Source organism: Limnohabitans sp. Rim28, from assembly GCF_000293865.2.
Taxonomy (GTDB): domain Bacteria; phylum Pseudomonadota; class Gammaproteobacteria; order Burkholderiales; family Burkholderiaceae_C; genus Limnohabitans_A.
In genome coordinates, this window is the sequence record NZ_ALKN02000010.1 from 22,844 (window position 1) to 44,749 (window position 21,906).

Genomic DNA, 21,906 nt, shown 5'->3' on the forward strand with positions numbered 1-21,906 from the left:
GCCTGCTCGTGAAGCCTTCACCGTAGGGGTGCGCTTCTACAGGAATTCAAGCGGCCTGCGGGCCGCTACCTGTTTCTGGAGTCCGATTCATGACCCACCACGTCATCTTGGGCGCAGGCCCTGCCGGTGTCATCGCCGCTGAGACCCTGCGCAAACACGCCCCCGCCGACACCATCACCTTGGTGGGTGACGAGCCTGATGCGCCGTATTCGCGCATGGCCATCCCTTACCTGTTGATTGGCAACATCGACGAGCGTGGTACATACCTGCGCAAGAGCGCTTCACACTTCGATGAGTTGTGCATTACCCAGGTCAAGGCCAAAGTCATCCGTGTGGACGCCGCGGGCAAAACCGTGCATTTGGACAACGGTCAGTCGCTGGCGTTTGACAAGTTGTTGATCGCCACCGGCTCGCACCCCGTGCGGCCACCGATTGCGGGCATGGACTTGCCTGGCGTGCACCCGTGCTGGACGCTGGAAGACGCCCGCGCCATCCAGGCGCTGGCCAAGCCGGGTGCCCGTGTCTTGCAAATGGGCGCTGGCTTCATTGGCTGCATCATCATGGAAGCCTTGGCGGCACGCGGCGTCAAGCTCAGCGTGGTGGAGATGGGCGACCGCATGGTGCCCCGCATGATGGGCCCCGTGGCGGGCGGCATGATCCGCGACTGGTGCGAAGCCAAAGGCGTGCAGGTGTTCACCGGCACCAAGGTCGAAGCCATCGGCCGTGGCGCAGAAAAAGGCTTGCTCGGCAAATTGGCCGCAGCGGTGGGCTTGGCCTCTGACGAGACTGGCGGTCCGCTGCAGGTGCGTTTGTCCAATGGCCAAACCGTCGAGGCCGATCTGGTCATCAGTGCTACGGGCGTGCGCCCAGCGATTGGCTTTTTGAAGGACAGCGGCATCACCTGCCTGCAAGGCGTGTTGACCGACGAGCACCTGCAAAGCAATGTGCCCGGCATTTATGCGGCAGGCGACTGTGCTGAAGCTTTTGACATGGTCAGCGGCAAAACCATTGTGAGCGCCATCCAGCCCAACGCCGCTGAACAGGCCCGCGTGGCCGCGCTCAACATGCTGGGCCAAAAGGCTGTCCTCAAGGGCGTCACACAAATCAACGTGCTCGACACCTTGGGTTTGATCTCCACCAGTTTTGGCAACTGGGAAGGCGTGGCCGGAGGCCAGTCGGCCGTGTTGACCGACAAGGCGGCGGGTCGTCACCTGAGTCTGCAATTCAAAGACGATGTGATGGTCGGCTGCAACAGCGTGGGCTGGACCGAGCATGTGGGTGTGATGCGCGGCCTGGTCGAAGGCCAGGTGCATCTGGGCGACTGGAAAGACCGCCTGATGCACGACCCGACCAAGCTGGTGGACGCCTACCTCGATTGCGCACAGGGTCAAGGCCGATGGAGCGGTGCCCAAGACGCACGCCGCCGATGAAGTGACAATCTGCGCATGAACATCACTTTCAAACTGTTTGCAACGCTGACCGATTACTTGCCCCCTGAAGCCCGGCGCAGCAACCAGGTGACGCTGGATGTGGCGCAGGACGCCAGCATCAGCCAAATCATCGAGCCCTTTGGCATGCCGCCCAAGCTGGTGCACTTGGTGCTGGTGAATGGCAAATACATCCAACCCGAAGACCGGGGCACCACCACCTTGGTCGAAGGCGATGTGTTGGCCATCTGGCCCCCCGTGGCTGGCGGCTGAGGCGGTCCATGCTTTCGAGCTACGACGAGCAATTTGTTCGCGACATGGGGTGCACAGAGGCCGAGTGGCTGGGGTGGTTGCCAGTTGCCATGGGCCAATGCTCTTGGCAGCGCTCAGGCAACACCATGGTGGCCATCATCGGACAAGGTCAATTGAATGTGCAATGGCAAGTCATGCCGCCGCGCGTGATTGCGCTCCTGCGCATGCCGGTGCTTCGGGTGAATTTTGATTTTCAGGGCGTGAACGCCGGCGAGCGTCACGCCTTCATGCGACCTTTTGATCTGTGCATGCAGCGTGGCGGCGGTTAAACCATGCTGACGGTCGATGTGCTGATCGCAGGCGGTGGGCCTTTTGGCTTGATGCTGGCCATTGAGCTGGGGCGCCGTGGGGTACGGACTTTGTTGGTCGATCCCAAACCGGGCACGGCTTTCAACCCCCAGGCCAACGCCACGCAGGCGCGCACCATGGAGCATTTTCGGCGTTTGGGCTTTGCTAATGAGATCCGGGCGCAGGGCTTGCCTGCCGATCACCCGACGGACATCGCTTACTTCACCCGTTTCACAGGCCACGAATTGGCGCGCTTGCCCTTGCCTACAGCTGCGCAAGCGACCCAGGCCATCAAGACGATGCAAGGCTCGTGGAGCGCTGCCGAACTGCCGCACCGTGTATCACAAAAATTTGTTGAAAAAACCTTGCTTCGACATGCCCAAGCTTGTACCGCGAACGATTTGCGCTACAGCTGGACGCTCACCCACTTTGCGCAGGATGAAGCCGGTGTCGATGCCTGGATCAGCCCGGTCGACGGGGATGCAGCTGTCCAGGTGCGTGCGCGCTATCTGGTGGGGGCCGATGGTGCGCGCAGCCCGGTTCGTCACCAGTTGGGCATCGCTTGGGGTGGCAGCACCGGGGCCAAACGCGGGTTCATGGGAGGCAAGATGTTTGCCGTGTATTTGCGCGCCCCCAACTTTGACCAACTTTTTGAACACAGCAAAGCCTGGATGTATGTGACGGTGAACGCGCAGCGCCGCGCCTTCATGGCCACCGTGGATGGTGCGGGTGAGTTCGCTTTCCATGCGGCGGTGCACGAGGACGAAGATGCCGACGCCTGGACCGCCGTGGACGCTCAGCGCATCTTCAACCAAGCCATGGGCTGCGATGTACCGATTGAGGTTTTGTCGGTGGGCACCTGGATGGCCGGGCATGCTTTGGTGGCCGAATCGTTTCAGCAAGGGCGCGTGTTCATTGGGGGCGACGCCGCGCACCTGTTCACGCCCACGGGCGGCCTGGGCTACAACACGGCCGTGGAGGATGCGGTCAACCTGGGCTGGAAGCTGGCCAGCGTGGTTCGGGGCATGGCGCCTGCGCGCTTGCTGGACAGTTATGCCCAGGAGCGCATGCCCTTGGCGCACCGCAACACCGCTTATGCACGCCAGTTTGCCGACTCGGTGGGCCTGTTTGCAGCCACCCCTGAGTTGGAAGAAGCATCAGAGCGGGGCGATCTCACACGTCAAATGGCGTCAAAACATCTGAACGGGCATGTGCGCCTGGAGTTCAATATTCCCGGGGTGACGTTTGGCGGGCGCTACGACGGTTCTGCGATCGTGGTCGCCGATGGCAGCTTGCCGCCGCCCGATGCGGCCAACAGCTACCAGCCCAGTGCCAGCCCAGGGGGACGGCCACCGCACGCTTGGTTGGCCGATGGCCGCTCGCTCTATGACACGTTTCACACCGAGTGGACTTTGCTGCACTTGGCGCCCACCAACACAAGCAGCACGGTGTTTGAGACTGCGGCCTTGAGTTTGGGCATTGACTTGAAGCGGGCCCACCACAGCGCCCCAGAATTGCTGGCTTTGTACGAGGCGCCGTGGGTGCTGATTCGCCCGGACCAAGTGGTCGCTTGGCGAGGGCAGGACGATCGGCAGGCCTTACAGGTTTTGCAGCAGGCGCTGGGGTGTTGAGTTGTCCCGGTCGCTCATTGGCGCGCCCACAACAAGCCCACCGTTTTGAGCCCAAGCAGTGTCAGGCCCAGCGAGCCCAACAGGTGAAGTGAGGCCGTGCCTGCGGCCAGCGCAAAGCGGCCTTGCTGCAGCATGGCCACGACTTCGGCAGAAAAGCTGGAGAAGGTGGTCAGAGCCCCTAAAAAGCCGGTGACCAAGGCCAGTCGCCAGACCGGGTCCAGCTCGGGCAGTTGCTGGAACACGCCGACGCACACACCCACCAAGTAGCCACCGATCAGGTTGGCCGCTAAGGTGCCCCAGGGCAAGAGGCTGCCGCTGGCGGGGCTGGGGTTGAGCCACAGGCCCAGCTGCCAGCGGGACAGCGCACCCACACAAGCTCCGATGCAAATGGCGATCACGGTGAGCATGGCGTGGTTCCTTTGTCTAGAGGCTTACCGACCCTTAAAACGGCGGGTCTTCGCCGGCCGCCGCAGCGCCCAATTCCATCTCGCCACCCAAGGCGTCGATCAGGCTGTCGATCAGCGGCCCGAGCAAGCCGGTGGACAAGGCCACGTCGGCGTCAAAGCGGTCTTCGTTTTTGTCGGTGCCCGACTCGTCCATCACGCCGTCAAGGTATTGCACCTTTTTCAGCTGCAGGGTGTCGGTCAGCACAAAGGCCACGCGGCCGTCCCAGCTCAGCGCCAGCTGGGTGGGCAGCTTGCCTTCCAGCACATGTTTGCGCACATCGTCGTTGGCCAAGTGGTGGCGCGTGAAGCGCACGCTGGCCGCGTCTTCGCCGGTGGACTTGAGCACGGTTTCGCGCTCCACCGTCAAGTCTGAGGGCCATTCCTCAGGGGTGGGGGCCAGCAGCCACTGCGTCATGGCCGCTTGTGGGGAGGTCACGGTCTGGATCAAGGACACCGACAGGCCGCCCATCACGTTCATCAGCGCCGACATGACCTCGTCGGCCTTGCCCTGACTGCCTGCGTTGAGCACCAGACGGCGGTTTTCCAAGTCCATCCACACCAGCACGGTCGATTCGCGGGCAAAGGCCTGCGGCAACAGCGACAGCAGCACGTCGTCCATCAGCTCGCGTTTTTCTTTTTTGCCAGGCTTGCGGCCGGTGGCCGCTTCGATTTCGGCGATGCGTTCTTCGGCTTTGCGCCGCACCACGTTGCCGGGCACGGCCTTGGACTCGATCATGAGTTTCATGATCCATTGGCCCGAGACCGATTCAACCAAGGGCCCGTGGGCTTCGCCCCGGGGCGGGACCCAGCCAATCGACTTGTCTTGGCTGGCGCCACATGCCACAAACTGCACCGGCGCGAGTGCCGCCTGCACATCGGCCAAAGTGGGCGCAAAGCCCTCGCCGATGCGGTAAACCATCACATTTTTAAACATCCGTCACTCTTTCATGCCTTGTCAGGCCAGCGCGGCATCTTACCGGAGTGGGTGGACGGCTTTACTTGGCAACGCCCATCAAAAGATTGGGCACGCTGGTGACGATGGACGGGAAAACGGTGATCAGCACAATGCCCAGGATCAAGCAGCCGAAAAAGGGCAAGGTCACGGTGGCAATCCGGTTGCTGTCGATGCCGGTCATGTTTTGCAACACGAACAGGTTGAAGCCCACGGGCGGCGTGATTTCCGCGATCTCGATCAACATGATGATGAAGATGCCAAACCAAACGAGGTCGAAGCCGGCTTTCTGAATCATGGGCAGCACCACCGCGCTGGTCAGCACGATCATCGAGATGCCATCGAGCGCCGTGCCCAAAATCAAATACACCACCACCAAAATCGCAATCAGGCCATAAGGCGAGAGGTTCATGGCGTGGACAAACTCGGCCAGCTCTCGCGGGATACCGGTGAAGGCCATAGTTTTGGTGAGAAACGCCGCGCCCGCCAGGATGAACATGATCATGCAGCTGACCCGGGTGGCGCTCACCAAGCCTTGCCAGAAGTTCTGCCATGTCAGGCTGCGGCCTGCAGCGGCAATCGCCAGCGAGCCCAGCACGCCATAGGCCGCACATTCGGTGGCGGTGGCGATGCCCGCCACCAGCACCCACACGATGAAGACAATCAGCAAACCACAAGGAATCAAGCTGCCCGAGCGGCGCATTTTCTCCATGAAGGTGGTTGGCGCTTCGGGGGGCGGTACTTTGTCAGGATTGCGCAGGCTCCACCAGATGATGTAGCCCGAAAAAAGCCCCATCAGCAAAAAGCCGGGCAAAAAGCCTGCGAGGAACAGGCGAATCACACTGGCGTCGGCCGCCACGGCATACACCACCATGGTGATGGACGGCGGAATCAAAATGCCCAGACCGCCTGCCGCGGCCAAAGAGCCCAGCGCGATGTTGCGGTCGTAGCCGCGCTTTTCCAGCTCGGGCAGCGCCACCTTGGCGATTGTGGCGCAGGTGGCTGCAGAGGAGCCTGACACCGAGCCGAAAATGCCGCAACCCAAAATGGTGGTGTGCATCAGGCGGCCCGGCACTTTGGACAACCAGGGTGACAGGCCATCGAACATTTGCTCGGACAGCTTGGTGCGGTACAAAATCTCGCCCATCCAGATGAACATGGGCAATGCCGCCAACTCCCAGCTGGCCGAGGTTTCCCAAAACGAGGAAAACAGGTTTTTACCGGGCAGGGTGTTGGTAAAGAAGGCCTGACCGACCCATCCGACAATGGCCAGTGTCATGGCGATCCACACGCCACCACTGAGCATCAGCAACATCAAAAAGAGGAGAAGGCCTCCGATTTCAAGCAGGCCCATCAAAGCTCCTCAGAAAAATCACCACGGGCATGGCGCTCTTCAACGCGCGCCACATAACTGGGTTTGCCACCTTGAAACACGCAAACGCATTCATCGATCACGGCAATCACCAAAATCGCTGAGCCAATGACGAAGCTCATCTGCGGAATCCAGATCGGGATCGCCACCATATTGCCTGCGATGTCGTTGAATTCGTAGCTTTCCCAGGTGAAGCGCGCCGCCCAGTAGCCCAAGTAGCCGATGGCCACGGCAGCCACCGTGAGCGAGATCAACTCCAGCCAGCGGCGCACGGGGGCTGACACCGATTCAAGAACCAGTGTCACCCGTACAAAGTCACCATTGCGAAAACTGTAGGCCATGCCCAAGAAAGCAGCGGCGGCACACAGCCAAGCCACGATGTCGTTGACCCAGGAAACACGCCAGTTCAGCACACGCCCCACCGAGGCGCCGATCATCAAAACCAGAATGGACAACACGCACAGGGCGGCCAGTTGACCCCCCATCAGGTACAGACCATCCAAGATGCGACGCGTTGGTGAAGCGCGTGGAGGAAAACTGGCGTTCATCCGGGCTTATTTTTTGTTGTAAGCGTCGACCAGAGCCCTGCCTTCGGCACCGGATCTGTCCAGCCATTCTTTGAGCATGGTGTCGCCCACCTTTTTCATGTCAGCCTTGAGTTGAGCCGATGGGGGGGTGACCGTCACGCCGTTGGTTTTGAGAATTTCCAAGGTGGTGGTGTTGACCTTGCGCGATTCGGTCCAGCCTCGGACTTCGGCATCCGCTGCGGCCTTCATCACCGCGTCTTGGCTGGCTTTGTCCAGCGCGTCGAAAGCTTTCTTGTTGGCGATCACTGCATTTTTGGGCAACCAAGCCTGCACATCGTAGTAGAACTTCAGGTGCTCGAACAATTTGCTGTCCACGCCGGTCGCGCCGGAGGTCATGGTGGATTCGACCACGCCGGTCGCCAGTGCCTGTGTGAATTCAGCCGCTTGCACCGTGACAGGCTGTGCGCCCACCAACTCGGCAATGCGGGCTGTGGCTGGGCTGTAAGAGCGCCACTTGATGCCCTTCAAATCTGCAGCGCTGTTGAGGGGCTTCTTGCTGTAAATACCCTGCGGTGGCCAAGCCACCGAATACAGCAGCACCATGCCCTGCTCGGCCAGCTTTTTTTCCATCAGCGGTTTTTGCGCCCTGTACAGCTTCATGCTCTCGTCATAACTGTTTGCCAGAAAGGGCAGGCCGTCCGCTGCGTAAATGGGCCACTCATTGCTGAAGTTGGCCAGCAAAATTTCACCCAGCTGGGCTTGCCCGCCTTGCACAGCGCGCTTGATCTCGGGCGCCTTGAACAGCGAGGCGTTGGCATGGACCGTGATTTTCAGCTTGCCCGCTGTGGCCTTGTCGACATCGGCCGCAAACTGGCTCATGTTGACCGTGTGGAAGTTGGTGGCCGGGTAGGCTGCGGGCAGGTCCCACTTGGTTTGGGCCGACACAAAACCGGATACTGCGAGCAGACCAGCCAGCAGGCTGAGGTGAAGGGCGCGACGTTGCATGAGAACTCCTGTGAAAGATGGTGATGAATGGTTCACTGGGCAGTGCAAGAAAGGTGCCCGCTTCAAGCGCGCATCGGGTGCATCTGTCAGATGACCACTGTAGGCATGCTGGCACTGATTCGTGCTCGGTGTTTTCCCTTAACGTCAACAATTTGTTGGTAAATTGTCGGCATCGGACATAGACTTTCTGGTCTTCCAAACCTGGATGGAATCCATGCCGCGCAAAAATGCTCTCAGTCTTTCGGCCGCCAGCCCCATCGTGTCATCGGCCCACTTGGTCTCGCCCGACAGCGCCGAGATGAGCGAGTTCGAGTTCGGTCTGATCGTGGCGGGCAATGCCTTTCACCGCTGGATCATCCACTGCATGGCGGCCGCGGGCTTGAAGGATTTGACGCCGCTGGATGTGCTGGTGCTGCACCACGTCACGCACCGTGCGCGCGACAAGCGACTGGCCGACATCTGTTTCATCATGAACATCGAAGACACACATTTGGTGAACTACGCCCTGAAAAAGCTGCAAGGCTTGGGGGTGGTGGTGTCGCAAAAAAATGGCAAAGACGTGACTTATGCCGCCACCGATGAAGGTCGCGCCTATGTCCAGCGCTACCGAGACATCCGCGAGAGTTGCCTGATCGATGCCCTGAAAGCCGACGATGGCCTGAACCGCGACATTGGCGAGTTGGCCCGGTTGCTGCGCGTGCTCTCCGGCATGTACGACCAAGCGGCGCGTGCTGCAGCTTCTCTGTGACCCCTTTTCTCAATCGCTATATGACCGACGCCAACAACACCCTCTCTGGCCAACAACGCTGGCAATTCTGGATCGACCGCGGTGGCACGTTCACCGATGTGGTGGGCAAGCGACCCGATGGTTCCTTGGTCACGCACAAGCTGCTGAGCGACAACCCCGAGCAGTACCGCGATGCAGCGGTGGCGGGTATTCGGCATTTGCTGGGCTTGAAGGCCGGAGAACCGGTCACACCCGAACAGGTGGCCTGCGTGAAGATGGGCACCACTGTGGCCACCAATGCGCTGCTCGAGCGCAAAGGCGAGGCCACCTTGCTGGTGACCACGCAGGGCTTTGGCGATGCGTTGCGCATCGCTTACCAAAACCGCCCGCGTTTGTTTGACCGCCAAATTGTGTTGCCCGAGTTGTTGTACAGCGCCGTGGTGGAGGCACAAGAACGGGTGACGGTAGACGGCGAGGTCTTGCAAGCACTCGATGAGGTGCATTTGCGCACCCAATTGGTGAATGTGCATGCGCAAGGCGTGCGCTCGGTGGCGGTGGTGTTCATGCACGGCTGGCGTCACACAGCACACGAGCAAGTGGCCGCGCGTTTGGCGCGTGAAGTGGGTTTCACGCAAATCAGTACCTCGCACCAAACCAGCCCCATGATGAAGCTGGTCAGCCGGGGCGACACCACGGTGGTGGACGCTTACTTGTCACCCATCCTGCGCCGATACGTGGACCAAGTGGCCAGCGAGATGCCGGGTGTGAAACTGATGTTCATGCAGTCTTCGGGTGGCCTCACAGACGCGCAGGTGTTTGCAGGCAAGGACGCGATTTTGAGTGGCCCTGCGGGTGGCATCGTGGGCATGGCCCGCACCGCGCAGCTGGCGGGGCACGACAAGGTGATTGGCTTTGACATGGGCGGCACTTCCACCGATGTGTCGCATTTTGCCGGGCAATTCGAGCGCGAGTTTGAAACCCAGGTGGCGGGGGTGCGCATGCGTGCGCCCATGATGAGCATCCACACCGTGGCCGCAGGGGGCGGCTCGCTGCTGGCCTTTGACGGTGCGCGCTTTCGGGTGGGGCCGCAAAGCGCGGGGGCCAACCCAGGCCCGGCCAGTTACCGACGCGGCGGGCCACTGGCCGTGACCGATGCCAACGTGATGGTGGGCAAGGTGCAGCCGAAGTTTTTCCCTTCGGTGTTTGGGCCAGAAGCCAACCAGCCGCTGGACGCCGAGGTGGTGCATGGGCATTTTGCAAAATTAGCCGCACAAACCGGGCGTGCCGCTGAAGACGTGGCGCATGGCTTCATCCAGATCGCGGTGCAGCAGATGGCCAACGCGATCAAGAAAATTTCGGTGGCACGGGGCTACGACGTGACGCGTTACACCCTGCAGTGCTTTGGCGGCGCGGGTGGGCAGCACGCTTGTTTGGTGGCTGACGCTTTGGGCATGTCGCAGGTGCTGGTGCACCCGTTGGCGGGTGTGTTGTCGGCTTATGGCATGGGTCTGGCCGACCAGAACGTGATGCGTGAGGAGTCGGTCGAACGCCGTCTGGAGGCTGCGACCATGCCTTGGATGGCCGAGCGCTTGCAGGCTTTGGGCGAATCCACCCGTCAGGCTTTGCTGGCGCAAATGGGCGGGGATGCGGTCAGTGCGCAGCGCATCGAGCTGCGCCAACGCGTGCATCTGCGCTACGAAGGCACCGACTCGGCGCTGGTGGTGCCTTGGGGTGATCAAGCCCAGTTGGTGGCGGGTTTTGAAGCGGCCTATCGCCAGCGCTTTGCCTTCTTGATGCAGGGCAAAGCCTTGGTGGTTGAAGCCGTGTCGGTCGAGGCCGTGTTGCCTGGCGACGCACCCGAAGAAGCCCTCCACAAGCTGCACCCTGAGCGCGAAGTGCCCCGCCGTGACACCGTGCGTGTGTATGCCGCCAACGCGCAAGGTGTGGCCCAGTGGCAGGATGCTGCGTTGGTGGTGCGCGAAGACATGCGCCCCGGCGACATGATCGATGGCCCGGCCATCATTGCCGAGAAAAATGCCACCACCGTGGTCGAGCCCGGCTGGCAAGCGCGATTGACGGCGCTGGACCACTTGCTGCTGGTGCGCGTACAGGCGCGCGCGGTGCAGCATGCCGCTGGCACGCAGGCCGATCCGGTGCTGTTAGAGGTGTTCAACAACCTGTTCATGAACATTGCCGAGCAAATGGGCCTGCAGCTGCAAAACACCGCCTACTCGGTCAACATCAAGGAACGCTTGGACTTTTCGTGTGCGCTGTTCAGTGCCGAAGGCCATTTGATCGCCAACGCGCCGCACATGCCGGTGCATTTGGGCTCGATGGGCGAGAGCATCCAGACCGTCATTCAAGAGAACAAAGGCCGCATGCAGCCGGGCGATGTGTTCGTGCTGAACGACCCCTACCACGGCGGCACGCACTTGCCTGACATCACGGTCATCACGCCGGTGTACCTGGACGGTCACGCCGATCCGGTGTTCTATGTGGGCTCACGCGGGCACCATGCCGATGTGGGCGGACTCACACCTGGCTCTATGCCACCGTTTTCCACGCGCATCGAAGAAGAGGGCGTGCAGATCAACAACGTCAAATTGGTGGAGGCAGGCCGCCTGCGTGAAGCCGAGATGGTGGCCTTGCTGCAAAGCGGTGAATACCCCTCGCGCAATCCGGCGCAAAACATGGCCGACCTGAAAGCGCAAATCGCTGCCAATGAAAAAGGCGTGCAGGAGTTGCGCCGCATGGTGGATCAGTTTGGCTTGGGCGTGGTACAGGCTTACATGCGCCATGTGCAGGACAACGCCGAAGAGTCCGTGCGCCGCGTCATCACCAGCCTGAAAAACGGCGCTTTCACTTTGCCGCTGGACAATGGCGCGCAGATCCAAGTTGCGGTGCGCGTGAACGCGGAGCAGCGCACGGCCGAGATCGACTTCACCGGCACCAGCGCCCAGTTGTCCAACAACTTCAACGCGCCCCGGGCGGTGTGCATGGCGGCCGTGCTGTATGTGTTTCGCAGCTTGGTTCAGGACGACATCCCATTGAATGCAGGATGCTTGAAGCCGCTGAAGGTCATCATTCCGGCCGGCTCCATGCTCAACCCCAATCCGCCTGCTTCGGTGGTGGCGGGCAATGTGGAAACCTCCACCTGCATCACCAACGCGCTGTTTGGCGCCTTGGGTGTGATGGCAGGCAGCCAGCCCACCATGAACAACTTCACCTTTGGCAATGCGCGGGTGCAGTATTACGAAACCATCTCCGGCGGCAGTGGTGCGGGTGGGCGATTTGATGCGCACGGCGACTTGGTGGGTGGCTTTGATGGCACCTCTGTGGTGCAAACCCACATGACCAATTCACGCCTGACCGACCCCGAGGTGCTGGAGTTCCGCTTCCCGGTGCGGCTCGAGAGTTACGCGATTCGCCAAGGCTCAGGCGGTGCAGGGCGCTGGCAGGGTGGTGATGGCGGTGTGCGCCGCGTGCGCTTTTTGGAGCCGATGACGGCGGGTATTTTGTCGAATGGGCGGGTTCACCCGGCCTTTGGCATGGCGGGCGGGCACAGCGGCTTGCCGGGCATCAACCGCGTGGTGCGTGCCGATGGCACGGTGCAGGAACTGGCGCACATTGGCCAGGTCGAAATGCAGACAGGCGATGTGTTTGAAATTCACACACCCGGCGGCGGTGGTTTTGGCAAGGCCTGAACGCCGATACAGGGTTGAAAAACACGGGGCCAGGGCGAGGCTGGCCGAATCGATCGAGTCGGCAGGCGGGTGAGGCCATCTTCAGTTTTTGGCGGGCGCAGGCTTTGGATTGGCCACCTTGGCGTTGTAAGCACTGCCTTGCACCCGTACCCCTTGCTCGGACAAGCTGCTGGCCTTTTGGGGGCCTAAACCTTTGACCCGGCTGGTGGCGTCTTCCCAGTCTTTGAACGGGGCCTTTTTGCGCTCGTCCATCACCGCCTTGCTCAGCACCGGCCCCACACCCTTGAGGGCGTCGAGTTCGACCTCCGTGGCCTTGTTCAAATCAATGTGTTGGGCCCAGGTCAGGCCAGCGAATCCGAAAGCCAGCAATGCCGCTGTGATTTTTTTCAACATGTCTGCGCTCCTTGGGTTGACTGCAAAAATGTGCAGCAAGGTGCATTGTCAAAAGCCTGTGACGCGGGATGAAGGGTGATAACCCTGAATTTCTAAAATAAAAGCATTAATTTTAGATTTCTTCGACGCGCTTGGGGGGGTAGCTGTCCCAAGCTTGGCAACCGGGGCAGTGCCAAAAATGCTCTTTGGCCTCAAAGCCGCAAGCGGCGCAGCGGTATCTGGCCAAGGGCTTGGTGGCATGTTCCAGGGCCTTTTGCACGGGTTCTGGAAGCGCTGGCTGCCCCTGTCGTGCGCCAGTCAACCATCGGCTTGCAGCCATCAAGGAGGGCTGCTTTTGCAAATGGCCGAGGTAGCGGTCGAGCGCCTCAGAATCGGCCGTCGTGTGGGTGGCTGTGCCCGTTTGATGGATTTCGGTGATGGCGTTCAGCACATCGATGCAGGGCAGCTTTTGGTAATGGGCCTCCAGCAAGCGCTGGGCATCCGTGCCCATGCCGCAGCCCAGGGCCGCTTTCACCAAGCTGGCTGCAGCCAAAGGTGCGGCGTTGTCTTGGCGCTCAAAGAGAAGTGCCAACGTGTCAAAGGCTGCCCGGGATTGGCCTTGGTTCAATTGCAATTGGCCCAACAAAATGCGGGGTCTCGCGGCATGGGGGTGGCTTTGAAGCGTGGCCTGCAGCAGCTCAATGGCCGCTGTCGGGTCGCCTTTTTGGACCCATTCTCTGGCCTGTTCACACTGGTAATGCGCCATGCGGACACTGAAGTCCACTTCGCCTGTTTTTTCAAGCAAAAGCGCGACTGCCGCGGCTTCGGGCCATTCACGAGAACGTTCGTAAATGGCCATTCTGGCCATGCGCGCCTGGCCTTCATAAGAGGTGCCTTCGAGTTTGCGCAGTGCTTCTTCGGCGCGGTCGAGCAAGCCGGCCTTCAGGTAGTCCAGCGCCAAGCCGTGTTGAGCCCTTTGCCGGTCAGCGTTGCTCAGATCCGCACGGGACAACAGGTGTTCGTGCACCCTGACCGCGCGGTCGTACTCACCACGACGACGGAACAAATTGCCCAGGGCAAAGTGCAGCTCGGAGGTGTCGGGGTCGTTTTGAACGGCCTCAATGAAAGCGTCAATCGCCTGGTCTTGTTGCTCGTTCAGCAGGTAATTCAGGCCCTTGAAATAAGCGCGTGGGGCTTGACGGTTGGCCAAACGCATTTGGCGCAGATCCAGGCGTGAAGCAATCCAACCCAAGGCAAAGGCAATGGGCAAGCCCAATAAAATCCAGGTGAAGTCAAATTCCACGGGGCACCTCTGGCGTTGTCGAAGGGGTGACCGGTGGGGGTGCACTGGCAGCAGCAGGGCCCATTTGTTTCACGGCTTGTCGCTCACGCCACCAACGGGGCACCATGCCCAAAACGCCGACCACCACGCCCAAGGTGAAAGCGCACAAGACCACCAAAACGGTGGGTGCAGACCAATAAGTGCTGAAAAAGAAGTTCACACGGGTTTCTTGCTGGTTGTTCACCGCGAAAGCAAAGAGTGTGAAAAAAACAGCCGCTTTCAGTAACCACTGCAGCAGCCGAAGCAGACGTTTCATGGGGCGACCTCGAAAGATGAATTCATTCTAACGACCTGTCACCGTACCAGGAAACCCGTGCAAAAACCACCGTGAAAGGGCGTCATGCCTTGGCGTCTGCCGCTTTTTGGGCATGGGCCAAAGTGCCTGCATCCACGGCCTCGCGCAAGGCTTTGCCGGGCTTGAAATGGGGGACCCGTTTTTCGGGAATCTGCACGCTCTCTCCCGAGCGCGGGTTGCGGCCGACACGCGGTGGACGGCGGTTGATCGAGAAACTGCCAAAGCCGCGAATCTCGATGCGGTGGCCCTTGACCAGCGCATCGCTCATGGCGTCCAGCACCGTTTTGACCGCCAATTCGGCGTCACGGTGGGTCAATTGCGCAAAGCGGGCGGCGAGTTCTTCAACCAGATCAGAGCGGGTCATGGGAGCCATTCGTTGTTCGAGTCACTTGCCGGGGCCAAGCACCGATCTGAAAAAAGCCTGCCCCCATGACAGGGGCAGGCTTTTCAGACAGCAAGCGTCTTCAGATCAAAAAGATCAGTTGTTGTCGAGCTTGGCACGCAACAATGCGCCCAGGCTGGTCGTGCCAGCGTTTTCGCTCTTGGCTTGGCTCGACAAAGAAGCCATGGCTTCTTGTTGGTCCACAGCGTCTTTGGCTTTGATCGACAACTGGATGTTGCGGGTCTTGCGATCCACATTCACCACCACAGCGGTCACTTCGTCGCCAACTTTCAACACGTGGCTGGCATCTTCCACGCGGTCACGCGAGATTTCGCTGACGCGCAGGTAGCCGATGATGTCTTCGCCCAGGTCGATTTCAGCGCCCTTGGCATCCACAGTCTTGACCTTGCCGGTAACGGTTTGGCCTTTGTCGTTGATCGACACGAAGGTGGTGAAAGGATCGGAGTCGAGCTGTTTGATGCCCAAGCTGATGCGCTCGCGGTCCACGTCCACAGCCAAGACCAAGGCCTCGACTTCTTGACCCTTCTTGAACTCGCGCACGGCGTTTTCGCCGGTTTCGTTCCAAGACAGGTCAGACAAGTGCACCAAGCCGTCGATGCCGGCAGCCAAGCCCACGAACACGCCGAAGTCGGTGATCGACTTGATCGGGCCCTTGACGCGGTCGCCGCGCTTGGTGTTCTGAGCAAACTCTTGCCATGGGTTAGCACGGCACTGCTTCATGCCCAAGCTGATGCGGCGCTTGTCTTCGTCGATCTCCAGGACCATGACTTCGACTTCGTCGCCCAAAGCCACGATCTTGGAAGGCGCCACGTTCTTGTTGGTCCAGTCCATTTCAGACACGTGCACCAAGCCTTCGATGCCGGGTTCGAGTTCCACAAACGCGCCGTAGTCGGCGATGTTGGTGATCTTGCCGAACATGCGGGTGCTTTGTGGGTAGCGGCGGTTCACGCCCATCCATGGGTCGTCGCCCATTTGCTTGAGGCCCAAGGACACGCGGTTCTTTTCGGTGTCGAACTTGAGGATCTTGGCGGTGATTTCTTGACCGGCCGTGACCACTTCGGAAGGGTGACGGACACGGCGCCATGCCATGTCGGTGATGTGCAGCAAACCATCGATGCCGCCCAAGTCCACGAACGCACCGTATTCGGTGATGTTCTTGACCACACCGTGAACGATGGAGCCTTCGCGCAAGGTTTCCATCAGCTTGGCGCGCTCTTCGCCCATAGAAGCTTCCACCACAGCGCGGCGTGACAACACGACGTTGTTGCGCTTGCGGTCGAGCTTGATGACCTTGAATTCCAAGGTCTTGTTCTCATAGGGTGACAGGTCTTTGGTGGGACGTGTGTCGACCAAAGAGCCGGGCAAGAAAGCGCGGATGCCATTGACCAAAACGGTCAGGCCGCCTTTGACTTTGCCGCTGGTCACGCCAGTGACGAACTCGCCGGATTCCAGGGCTTTTTCCAAAGACATCCAAGAAGCCAAACGCTTGGCGGTGTCGCGGGACAAGATGGTGTCGCCGTAGCCGTTTTCGATGGAGCCGATGGCCACAGAAACGAAGTCACCCACTTGGACTTCGATTTCGCCCTGGTCGTTCTTGAATTCTTCGAGGGGAACGTAGGACTCGGACTTGAGACCCGCGTTGACCACCACAAAGTTGTGCTCGATGCGCACGACTTCAGCGGTGATGACTTCACCTGGGCGCATTTCGGTGCGCGTCAGTGATTCTTCGAACAGGGCGGCAAATGATTCAGACATGGTATTTCCTCATCCACAAATTCAGGACTGACGAGCGCGACATGCGTCGTTTCCAGGAGCTGACAGTGGCGATTGGTTTGCGGCGTGAGCCGCGGTTGGTTTGTCAAAAACCACCAGGCCAGTGTGCAAGCTGCACGAAGAGAGCCGGGTGGAGCTTCAATTCAGCCTGCTCAGGGCAAGCTGGGGTGGCCGTGTTCGGTCGATCAACTCAGGTTGGTTAACCGAAAACCTGCCGACTTTGCCACCAGACCATCACCTGTTCCACCGAGTCTTCGATGGTCAAGGACGAGTTGTCCAGTTGCAAGGCATCTTGTGCCGGCTTGAGGGGCGCCACGCTGCGGGACATGTCCCGAGCGTCGCGTGCTTCCAAGTCAGCGCGAAGAGTGTCGATATTAGCCGAAAAACCCTTCAAAATCAACTGCTTATGCCGTCTTTCAGCACGTTTGGCGGCGCTGGCGGTCAAAAACACCTTCAAGGGCGCGTTCGGGAAGATCACCGTGCCCATGTCGCGGCCGTCTGCCAGCAGCCCTGGCAGACGCTGAAAACTGTGTTGCAGATCGACCAAGGCCTCTCGCACGGCGGGCAAGACGGAGACTTTGGAAGCGTTCATGCCGCCTTGCTCGCTGCGGATGGCATCGGTCACATCCAGCTTGTTCAGCAAAACCTGCTCACCTTCAAAGCGCACGGGCAGGCTGCGGGCCAGGTCAGCGATCTTCGCTTCATCAGCGGCTTCCAGCGTGAGGCCTGCTTGCAAAGCAGCGTGGGCCGTGACGCGGTAAAGCGCACCCGAGTCCAGGTAGTGGTAACCCAAAGCAGTGGCCACACGGCTGGCCAGTGTGCCTTTGCCCGAGGCGGTGGGGCCATCGATGCAGATCACCGGAATACTGGGGGCTGACGTGTGCGCCACCGAGAACAAAGCTTCGAAGTAGTCGGGGAAGGTCTTGGCCACGCACTTGGGGTCTTCGATGCGCACCGGAATCTGGTCGGCGTTGAAGGCTGCCAGCGAGAAGCACATGGCCACGCGGTGGTCGTCGTAGGTGTGGATGCTGGCACGTTGCCACTGGCCTGGCGCAAGGGGGTGGATGGTGATCCAGTCCGGGCCTTCTTCGACGGTGGCGCCCAGCTTGCGGCTTTCGGTGGCCATGGCCGCGATGCGGTCGGTTTCTTTCACGCGCCAGCTGGCGATGTTGCGCAGGGTGGTGGGCCCGTCGGCATACAGCGCCATCACGGCCAAGGTCATGGCCGCGTCGGGAATGTGGTTGCAGTCGAGCGTGATGCCCTTCAGAGGCCAGGCTCCGCGTTGGATTTCAAGCCAGTTGGGGCCGCTGGCGATCTTTGCGCCCATTTGGGCGGCGGCGTCCATGAAACGGATATCGCCCTGGATCGAGTCTGCGCCCACCCCTTGGATGCGGATGCCCTCACCTTGGGCCATGGCGCCGAGTGCGATGAAGTAGCTGGCTGACGACGCATCGGCCTCGACGTGGATGCTGCCGGGTGACTGGTAGCGGCTGCCAGCGGGAATCACAAAACGTTCCCAGCCTTGGCGTTCAACCGCGATGCCGTAGCGTGCCAGCAGGTTGAGCGTGATCTCGATGTAGGGCTTGCTGATGAGTTCGCCCACCACCTCGATGGTGATGGCGCGGTCGCTGGCCGCCAAAGGCAATGCCATCAAAAGTGCAGTGAGGAACTGGCTGGACACATCCCCGCGCACGGGGATGGGCTTGTCCAGCTGAAGTGAGGGTTGGCGCACGCGCAACGGTGGGTAGCCATCGTTGCCCAAATAGTCGATGGCGCAGCCCAATTCACGCAAGGCATCCACCAGATCGCCAATGGGCCGCTCGTGCATGCGCGGCACACCCTTGAGCGTGAAGTCCCCGCCATGCACCGCCAGCGCAGCCGTGAGTGGGCGCATGGCTGTGCCCGCATTGCCCATGAAAAATTCAATCGCATCGGTGGGCCAAGCGCGTCCACCCAAACCGGTGATGGTCACCGTGGTGCCATTCACCTGAACGCCGCAGCCCAACTGGCGCAGCGCGGCCAGCATGACTTGGGTGTCGTCCGAGTCCAACAGATCATGGACCACGGTGGTGCCTTGGCACAGCGCCGAGAGCAGCAGCACGCGGTTCGAGATACTTTTGGAGCCGGGCAGGGTGACGGTGCCGGATGCGCCTTGCAGCGCTGGGATGTCAAGGAATGCGGTGGAGAACATGGGTCAGTCTTCAGAAGTGGTGTTGCAAGCGTTGCCTGCCTGCAAGGTCCACGCCGAGCGCACATCGCTGGCCAGTTGAATCAGGTGACGCAGCTCGGCGGTGTCGTTGGATTTCAAGGCGTTTTCAAACTGGTCGAGTGCGGCGCGATAGTGCGCCATTTGCGAGAGCACTTCTGACTTGTTGGCGCTCAAAATGTCGCGCCAGACCGAGGCATCGGAGGCGGCGATGCGGGAGAAATCTCGAAAGCCTGGCCCCGCCATCTCCAAAAACGCAGCACCTTGGGGCTGCGCCGTGAGCGCATTCACGGCCGCAAAGGCCAGCAAATGAGGCAGGTGGCTGACCGCCGCAAAAGTGGCGTCGTGCGCCTCAGGTGTCATGTGGCTCACATGGCTGCCGATGGCGGTCCATAGCGCGCTTGCCGTTTGTATTTGGCGAATCGTGTTTTGCGGCAAAGGCGTGAGGATGGTGCGGCGCTCTTGGTAAAGCGTGCCTTCGGCGTGATCAATGCCCGCCACTTCTTTGCCTGCTATGGGGTGCGCGGGCACCAAGCAATGGAGGCGCTCGCCCAAAGCGGATTTTGCCGCTGCGATCACATCGCATTTGGTGGAGCCTACGTCCATCAGCAAGGCTGTCGGTGAAAGGCTGTCGCGCAGCGCAACAAAGCTGCTGTGCATCGCCCCCACGGGCACCGCCAACAAAACCAAATCAGCACCCAACACCGCCTCGGCAACGCTGCTGCAGGCTTGGTCGATGACACGCAGCTCGACGGCGCGTTGACGGGTTTTTTCGGACGCGCTGAAACCGGTGATGTGCTGCACCAAGCCCGCTTGACGCAAGGCGAGCGCAAACGAGCCGCCCATCAGGCCGCAACCAATCAGGGCCAGGCGTTGGAAGTTCACGGCGTGTTCACTCGGGCGTCATTCCGAGATGGGGTAAGAACCCAGCACCTTGTAGAAAGCGCACAGGCCTTGCAACTCTTGCAGGGCCGCAGCCACATGGGGCTCGCTGATGTGGCCTTGCAAGTCGATGTAGAAGTAATACTCCCATTGGCCCGATTTGGCCGGGCGCGACTCAAAGCGGGTCATGGACACGCCGTTGTTTTTGAGTGGCACCAACAAATCGTGCACCGCACCTGGGCGGTTGGGCACCGACACCACCAGGCTGGTGCAGTCTTTGCCCGAAGCCGGAGGTGTGGCCAGCGTCTGGGGCAAACTGATCACGGCAAAGCGCGTGCGGTTGAAGGCTTCGTCTTGGATGGCGTGGTGCACGATGTGCAAGCCAAATTGGCTGGCGGCACGTTCGCTGGCCAAGGCGGCCCAAGCGGGGTTGGTGGCCGCCAAGCGGGCCCCTTCGGCGTTGCTGGATACGGCCCGGCGCTCCACATGCGGCAGGTGCTTGGACAGCCAGCCTTGGCATTGGGCCAGCGCTTGGGGGTGGGCCATCACCACTTCGATGTTGGCATCTGAATTGACTTGTCGCAGCAAATTGAAGCGCACCTGAAGACTGACTTCGCCCACCACATGCACGGGCGAGCGCAAGAACAAATCGAGCGAACGTGCGACCACGCCTTCGGTGGAGTTCTCCATGCCGACCACGCCATATTGGGCCGAGCCTGCAGCGGTGGCGTGGAAGACCTCGTCAAAATTGGCGCAGTAAATCAAGTTGGCAGCACTGCCAAAAAATTCGATGGCGGCCTGTTCGCAAAACGTGCCCTGAGGCCCGAGGACTGCCACGCGTTGCGGGGCTTCAAGCGCCAGGCAAGCCGACATGATCTCGCGCCAGATGGAGGCGACGTGTTCGTTTTTAAGAGGCCCGGGGTTGGCTTGGGTGATCTTGTCGATGACCTGTGCCACGCGATCAGGCCGGAAGAAAGGCGAGCCTTCGGCGCGTTTGATCTCCCCCACTTTTTCGGCCACATGCGCGCGTTGGTTGAGCAGTTGCAGCAGTTGCTTGTCCAGCGCGTCAATCTGGACACGCAAAGCGCCCAGGGCGTCCGACTGAATGGGTTGTTGGCTCATGTCCGCAAGTCTTTCAGAGGGCCGGCTTCAGGCCTGTGTTTTTTCAAATTCGCGCATGTACGCGACCAAGGCCTGCACGCCTTCGAGGGGCATGGCGTTGTAGATGCTGGCCCGCATGCCACCCACCGACTTGTGGCCCTTGAGTTGCAGCAAGTTGGCCGCTTTGGCACCCGCTAGAAATGCGTCGTTGCGCGATTCGTCGCGCAAAAAAAAAGGCACGTTCATGCGCGATCGGCAGTCTTTGGCCACACGGTTTTCAAACAAGCTGGAGCTGTCCAGAAAGTCATACAGCAGTTGGGCCTTGGCGACGTTGCGTTGCGCCATGGCAGCGATGCCGCCGTGTTGTTTGAGCCACTGGAACACCAAGCCTGCGATGTAAATGCTGTAAGTTGGCGGGGTGTTGTACATCGACTGGTTGTCGTTCACCAGTTTGTAATCAAAGGCACTGGGGCAATGGGGCAGTGCATGCCCGATCAGGTCTTCGCGCACGATGACCAAGGTCAGACCCGCAGGGCCCAAATTCTTTTGCGCACCACCAAATGCCAGGCCCACACGCGACCAATCCACCGGGCGCGAGGCCACATGGGAAGAAAAATCGACCACCAGCGGGGCGTCACAACCCAGAGCTTTGAGGTCCGGCAGTTCATGAAACTCCACGCCGTGGATGGTTTCGTTGCCGCAAATGTGAACGTAGCGGCTGTCCGCGCCGATCTGCCAGGTGGCAGGAGCCGGTAGGGTGGTGAACCCATCGGTTTGGGCACTGGCAGCCACGCGGGCTGGCCCGTATTTGCCCGCTTCTTTGAGCGATTTTTGGCTCCAACTGCCCGTGAGCACAAAGTCCATCGCCCCGCCTTGCGACAGGTTCAAGGGCACGATGGCGTTTTCGGCCAGTCCGCCGCCTTGCATGAACAAAATTTTGAAATGGGTGGGCACGGCCAGCAACGCGCGCAGGTCGGCTTCGGCCTGCTCGTAAATGCTGATGAACTCCTTGCCGCGGTGGCTCATCTCCATCACGCTCATTCCCGAGCCATGCCAGTCCAGCATCTCAGCAGCGGCTTGCTGCAGCACAGCCTCGGGCATGACGGCGGGACCCGCCGAGAAGTTGAAAGCGCGCCCCATC

At 60.5% G+C, this 21,906-nt stretch carries 20 protein-coding genes; 6 read left to right on the forward strand and 14 right to left on the reverse strand.

The annotated features are described in order from the left end of the window. Nucleotides 1–89 precede the first annotated feature (89 nt). Genes B472_RS12010 through B472_RS12025 form a run of 4 tightly spaced genes read left to right on the forward strand, consistent with a single transcriptional unit; the run spans nt 90 to nt 3,658 of the window. Nucleotides 90–1,430: an NAD(P)/FAD-dependent oxidoreductase gene (locus B472_RS12010; RefSeq protein ID WP_019427652.1), complete on the forward strand. Its 1,341-nt coding sequence runs from the start codon at nt 90–92 to the stop codon at nt 1,428–1,430. Between the two features lie 15 nt (nt 1,431–1,445). Then, a complete protein-coding gene (locus tag B472_RS12015) occupies nt 1,446–1,700 on the forward strand; it encodes a MoaD/ThiS family protein (RefSeq protein WP_019427653.1) in 255 nt (84 codons plus the stop codon). A gap of 8 nt (nt 1,701–1,708) precedes the next feature. Further along, entirely contained in the window at nt 1,709–2,008 is a 300-nt protein-coding gene (locus B472_RS12020) for a hypothetical protein (protein ID WP_019427654.1), read from the forward strand. A gap of 3 nt (nt 2,009–2,011) precedes the next feature. After that, nucleotides 2,012–3,658 carry an FAD-dependent oxidoreductase gene (locus B472_RS12025; RefSeq protein ID WP_019427655.1) on the forward strand — a complete coding sequence of 549 codons (1,647 nt, stop codon included), beginning with the start codon at nt 2,012–2,014 and terminating at the stop codon, nt 3,656–3,658. A 14-nt stretch (nt 3,659–3,672) separates the two neighbouring features. On the opposite strand, the gene crcB is transcribed toward B472_RS12025, so the two are convergent. From crcB to B472_RS12050, 5 genes are all read right to left on the reverse strand, one after another. After that, nucleotides 3,673–4,065, reverse strand: a complete 393-nt coding sequence (crcB, locus tag B472_RS12030) for a fluoride efflux transporter CrcB (protein ID WP_019427656.1) — start codon at nt 4,063–4,065, stop codon at nt 3,673–3,675. 34 nt (nt 4,066–4,099) lie between these two features. Then, the gene (locus B472_RS12035) at nt 4,100–5,038 is read right to left on the reverse strand and encodes a recombination-associated protein RdgC (protein ID WP_019427657.1); all 939 of its coding nucleotides are present in this window, start codon (nt 5,036–5,038) and stop codon (nt 4,100–4,102) included. 61 nt (nt 5,039–5,099) lie between these two features. Further along, entirely contained in the window at nt 5,100–6,410 is a 1,311-nt protein-coding gene (locus tag B472_RS12040; protein WP_019427658.1) for a TRAP transporter large permease, read from the reverse strand. Then, on the reverse strand, nt 6,410–6,976 hold the full coding sequence (locus B472_RS12045; RefSeq protein ID WP_050995468.1) for a TRAP transporter small permease: 567 nt from the start codon (nt 6,974–6,976) through the stop codon (nt 6,410–6,412). The genes B472_RS12040 and B472_RS12045 overlap by 1 nt, the downstream gene beginning before the upstream one ends. A 6-nt stretch (nt 6,977–6,982) precedes the next feature. After that, a complete protein-coding gene (locus B472_RS12050) occupies nt 6,983–7,960 on the reverse strand; it encodes a TRAP transporter substrate-binding protein (protein ID WP_019427660.1) in 978 nt (325 codons plus the stop codon). A gap of 205 nt (nt 7,961–8,165) precedes the next feature. Here B472_RS12050 and B472_RS12055 point away from each other — a divergent pair, with 205 nt between their 5' ends. Both B472_RS12055 and B472_RS12060 read left to right on the forward strand, forming a co-directional pair. Beyond that, complete coding sequence (locus tag B472_RS12055) at nt 8,166–8,708, forward strand: winged helix DNA-binding protein (protein ID WP_019427661.1); 543 nt, start codon at nt 8,166–8,168, stop codon at nt 8,706–8,708. 20 nt (nt 8,709–8,728) lie between these two features. Further along, nucleotides 8,729–12,391, forward strand: a complete 3,663-nt coding sequence (locus tag B472_RS12060; protein WP_019427662.1) for a hydantoinase B/oxoprolinase family protein — start codon at nt 8,729–8,731, stop codon at nt 12,389–12,391. Between the two features lie 81 nt (nt 12,392–12,472). Here the strand turns inward: B472_RS12060 and B472_RS12065 are convergent, their stop codons facing one another. From B472_RS12065 to serC, 9 genes are all read right to left on the reverse strand, one after another. Further along, complete coding sequence (locus B472_RS12065) at nt 12,473–12,784, reverse strand: helix-hairpin-helix domain-containing protein (protein ID WP_019427663.1); 312 nt, start codon at nt 12,782–12,784, stop codon at nt 12,473–12,475. A 112-nt stretch (nt 12,785–12,896) separates the two neighbouring features. Then, complete coding sequence (lapB, locus tag B472_RS12070) at nt 12,897–14,066, reverse strand: lipopolysaccharide assembly protein LapB (protein WP_019427664.1); 1,170 nt, start codon at nt 14,064–14,066, stop codon at nt 12,897–12,899. Then, nucleotides 14,056–14,361, reverse strand: coding sequence for a lipopolysaccharide assembly protein LapA domain-containing protein (locus B472_RS12075; protein WP_019427665.1), 306 nt, complete (start codon nt 14,359–14,361; stop codon nt 14,056–14,058). The genes lapB and B472_RS12075 overlap by 11 nt, the downstream gene beginning before the upstream one ends. Nucleotides 14,362–14,443: 82 nt before the next feature. Next, complete coding sequence (locus B472_RS12080; protein WP_040506027.1) at nt 14,444–14,764, reverse strand: integration host factor subunit beta; 321 nt, start codon at nt 14,762–14,764, stop codon at nt 14,444–14,446. Nucleotides 14,765–14,878: 114 nt separating this feature from the next. After that, nucleotides 14,879–16,558 (reverse strand): 30S ribosomal protein S1, encoded by a 1,680-nt coding sequence (gene rpsA, locus B472_RS12085; RefSeq protein ID WP_019427667.1) that lies wholly within the window; start codon nt 16,556–16,558, stop codon nt 14,879–14,881. Nucleotides 16,559–16,775: 217 nt separating this feature from the next. Next, complete coding sequence (locus B472_RS12090; RefSeq protein WP_019427668.1) at nt 16,776–18,767, reverse strand: bifunctional 3-phosphoshikimate 1-carboxyvinyltransferase/cytidylate kinase; 1,992 nt, start codon at nt 18,765–18,767, stop codon at nt 16,776–16,778. A gap of 3 nt (nt 18,768–18,770) precedes the next feature. Beyond that, complete coding sequence (locus B472_RS12095; protein WP_019427669.1) at nt 18,771–19,667, reverse strand: prephenate dehydrogenase/arogenate dehydrogenase family protein; 897 nt, start codon at nt 19,665–19,667, stop codon at nt 18,771–18,773. An 18-nt stretch (nt 19,668–19,685) separates the two neighbouring features. Further along, complete coding sequence (pheA, locus tag B472_RS12100) at nt 19,686–20,786, reverse strand: prephenate dehydratase (RefSeq protein WP_019427670.1); 1,101 nt, start codon at nt 20,784–20,786, stop codon at nt 19,686–19,688. 27 nt (nt 20,787–20,813) lie between these two features. Then, a complete protein-coding gene (gene serC / locus B472_RS12105; RefSeq protein ID WP_019427671.1) occupies nt 20,814–21,905 on the reverse strand; it encodes a 3-phosphoserine/phosphohydroxythreonine transaminase in 1,092 nt (363 codons plus the stop codon). Nucleotide 21,906: the final 1 nt, after the last annotated feature.

What these genes read in the sequence shown, in the direction of transcription:
- B472_RS12010 (WP_019427652.1), top strand. Translation starts at nt 90, where the DNA reads ATGACCCACCACGTCATCTTGGGCGCAGGCCCTGCCGGTGTCATCGCC.
- B472_RS12015 (WP_019427653.1), top strand. Translation starts at nt 1,446, where the DNA reads ATGAACATCACTTTCAAACTGTTTGCAACGCTGACCGATTACTTGCCC.
- B472_RS12020 (WP_019427654.1), top strand. Translation starts at nt 1,709, where the DNA reads ATGCTTTCGAGCTACGACGAGCAATTTGTTCGCGACATGGGGTGCACA.
- B472_RS12025 (WP_019427655.1), top strand. Translation starts at nt 2,012, where the DNA reads ATGCTGACGGTCGATGTGCTGATCGCAGGCGGTGGGCCTTTTGGCTTG.
- crcB (WP_019427656.1), bottom strand. Translation starts at nt 4,065, where the DNA reads ATGCTCACCGTGATCGCCATTTGCATCGGAGCTTGTGTGGGTGCGCTG.
- B472_RS12035 (WP_019427657.1), bottom strand. Translation starts at nt 5,038, where the DNA reads ATGTTTAAAAATGTGATGGTTTACCGCATCGGCGAGGGCTTTGCGCCC.
- B472_RS12040 (WP_019427658.1), bottom strand. Translation starts at nt 6,410, where the DNA reads ATGGGCCTGCTTGAAATCGGAGGCCTTCTCCTCTTTTTGATGTTGCTG.
- B472_RS12045 (WP_050995468.1), bottom strand. Translation starts at nt 6,976, where the DNA reads ATGAACGCCAGTTTTCCTCCACGCGCTTCACCAACGCGTCGCATCTTG.
- B472_RS12050 (WP_019427660.1), bottom strand. Translation starts at nt 7,960, where the DNA reads ATGCAACGTCGCGCCCTTCACCTCAGCCTGCTGGCTGGTCTGCTCGCA.
- B472_RS12055 (WP_019427661.1), top strand. Translation starts at nt 8,166, where the DNA reads ATGGAATCCATGCCGCGCAAAAATGCTCTCAGTCTTTCGGCCGCCAGC.
- B472_RS12060 (WP_019427662.1), top strand. Translation starts at nt 8,729, where the DNA reads ATGACCGACGCCAACAACACCCTCTCTGGCCAACAACGCTGGCAATTC.
- B472_RS12065 (WP_019427663.1), bottom strand. Translation starts at nt 12,784, where the DNA reads ATGTTGAAAAAAATCACAGCGGCATTGCTGGCTTTCGGATTCGCTGGC.
- B472_RS12075 (WP_019427665.1), bottom strand. Translation starts at nt 14,361, where the DNA reads ATGAAACGTCTGCTTCGGCTGCTGCAGTGGTTACTGAAAGCGGCTGTT.
- B472_RS12080 (WP_040506027.1), bottom strand. Translation starts at nt 14,764, where the DNA reads ATGACCCGCTCTGATCTGGTTGAAGAACTCGCCGCCCGCTTTGCGCAA.
- rpsA (WP_019427667.1), bottom strand. Translation starts at nt 16,558, where the DNA reads ATGTCTGAATCATTTGCCGCCCTGTTCGAAGAATCACTGACGCGCACC.
- B472_RS12090 (WP_019427668.1), bottom strand. Translation starts at nt 18,767, where the DNA reads ATGTTCTCCACCGCATTCCTTGACATCCCAGCGCTGCAAGGCGCATCC.
- pheA (WP_019427670.1), bottom strand. Translation starts at nt 20,786, where the DNA reads ATGAGCCAACAACCCATTCAGTCGGACGCCCTGGGCGCTTTGCGTGTC.
- serC (WP_019427671.1), bottom strand. Translation starts at nt 21,905, where the DNA reads ATGGGGCGCGCTTTCAACTTCTCGGCGGGTCCCGCCGTCATGCCCGAG.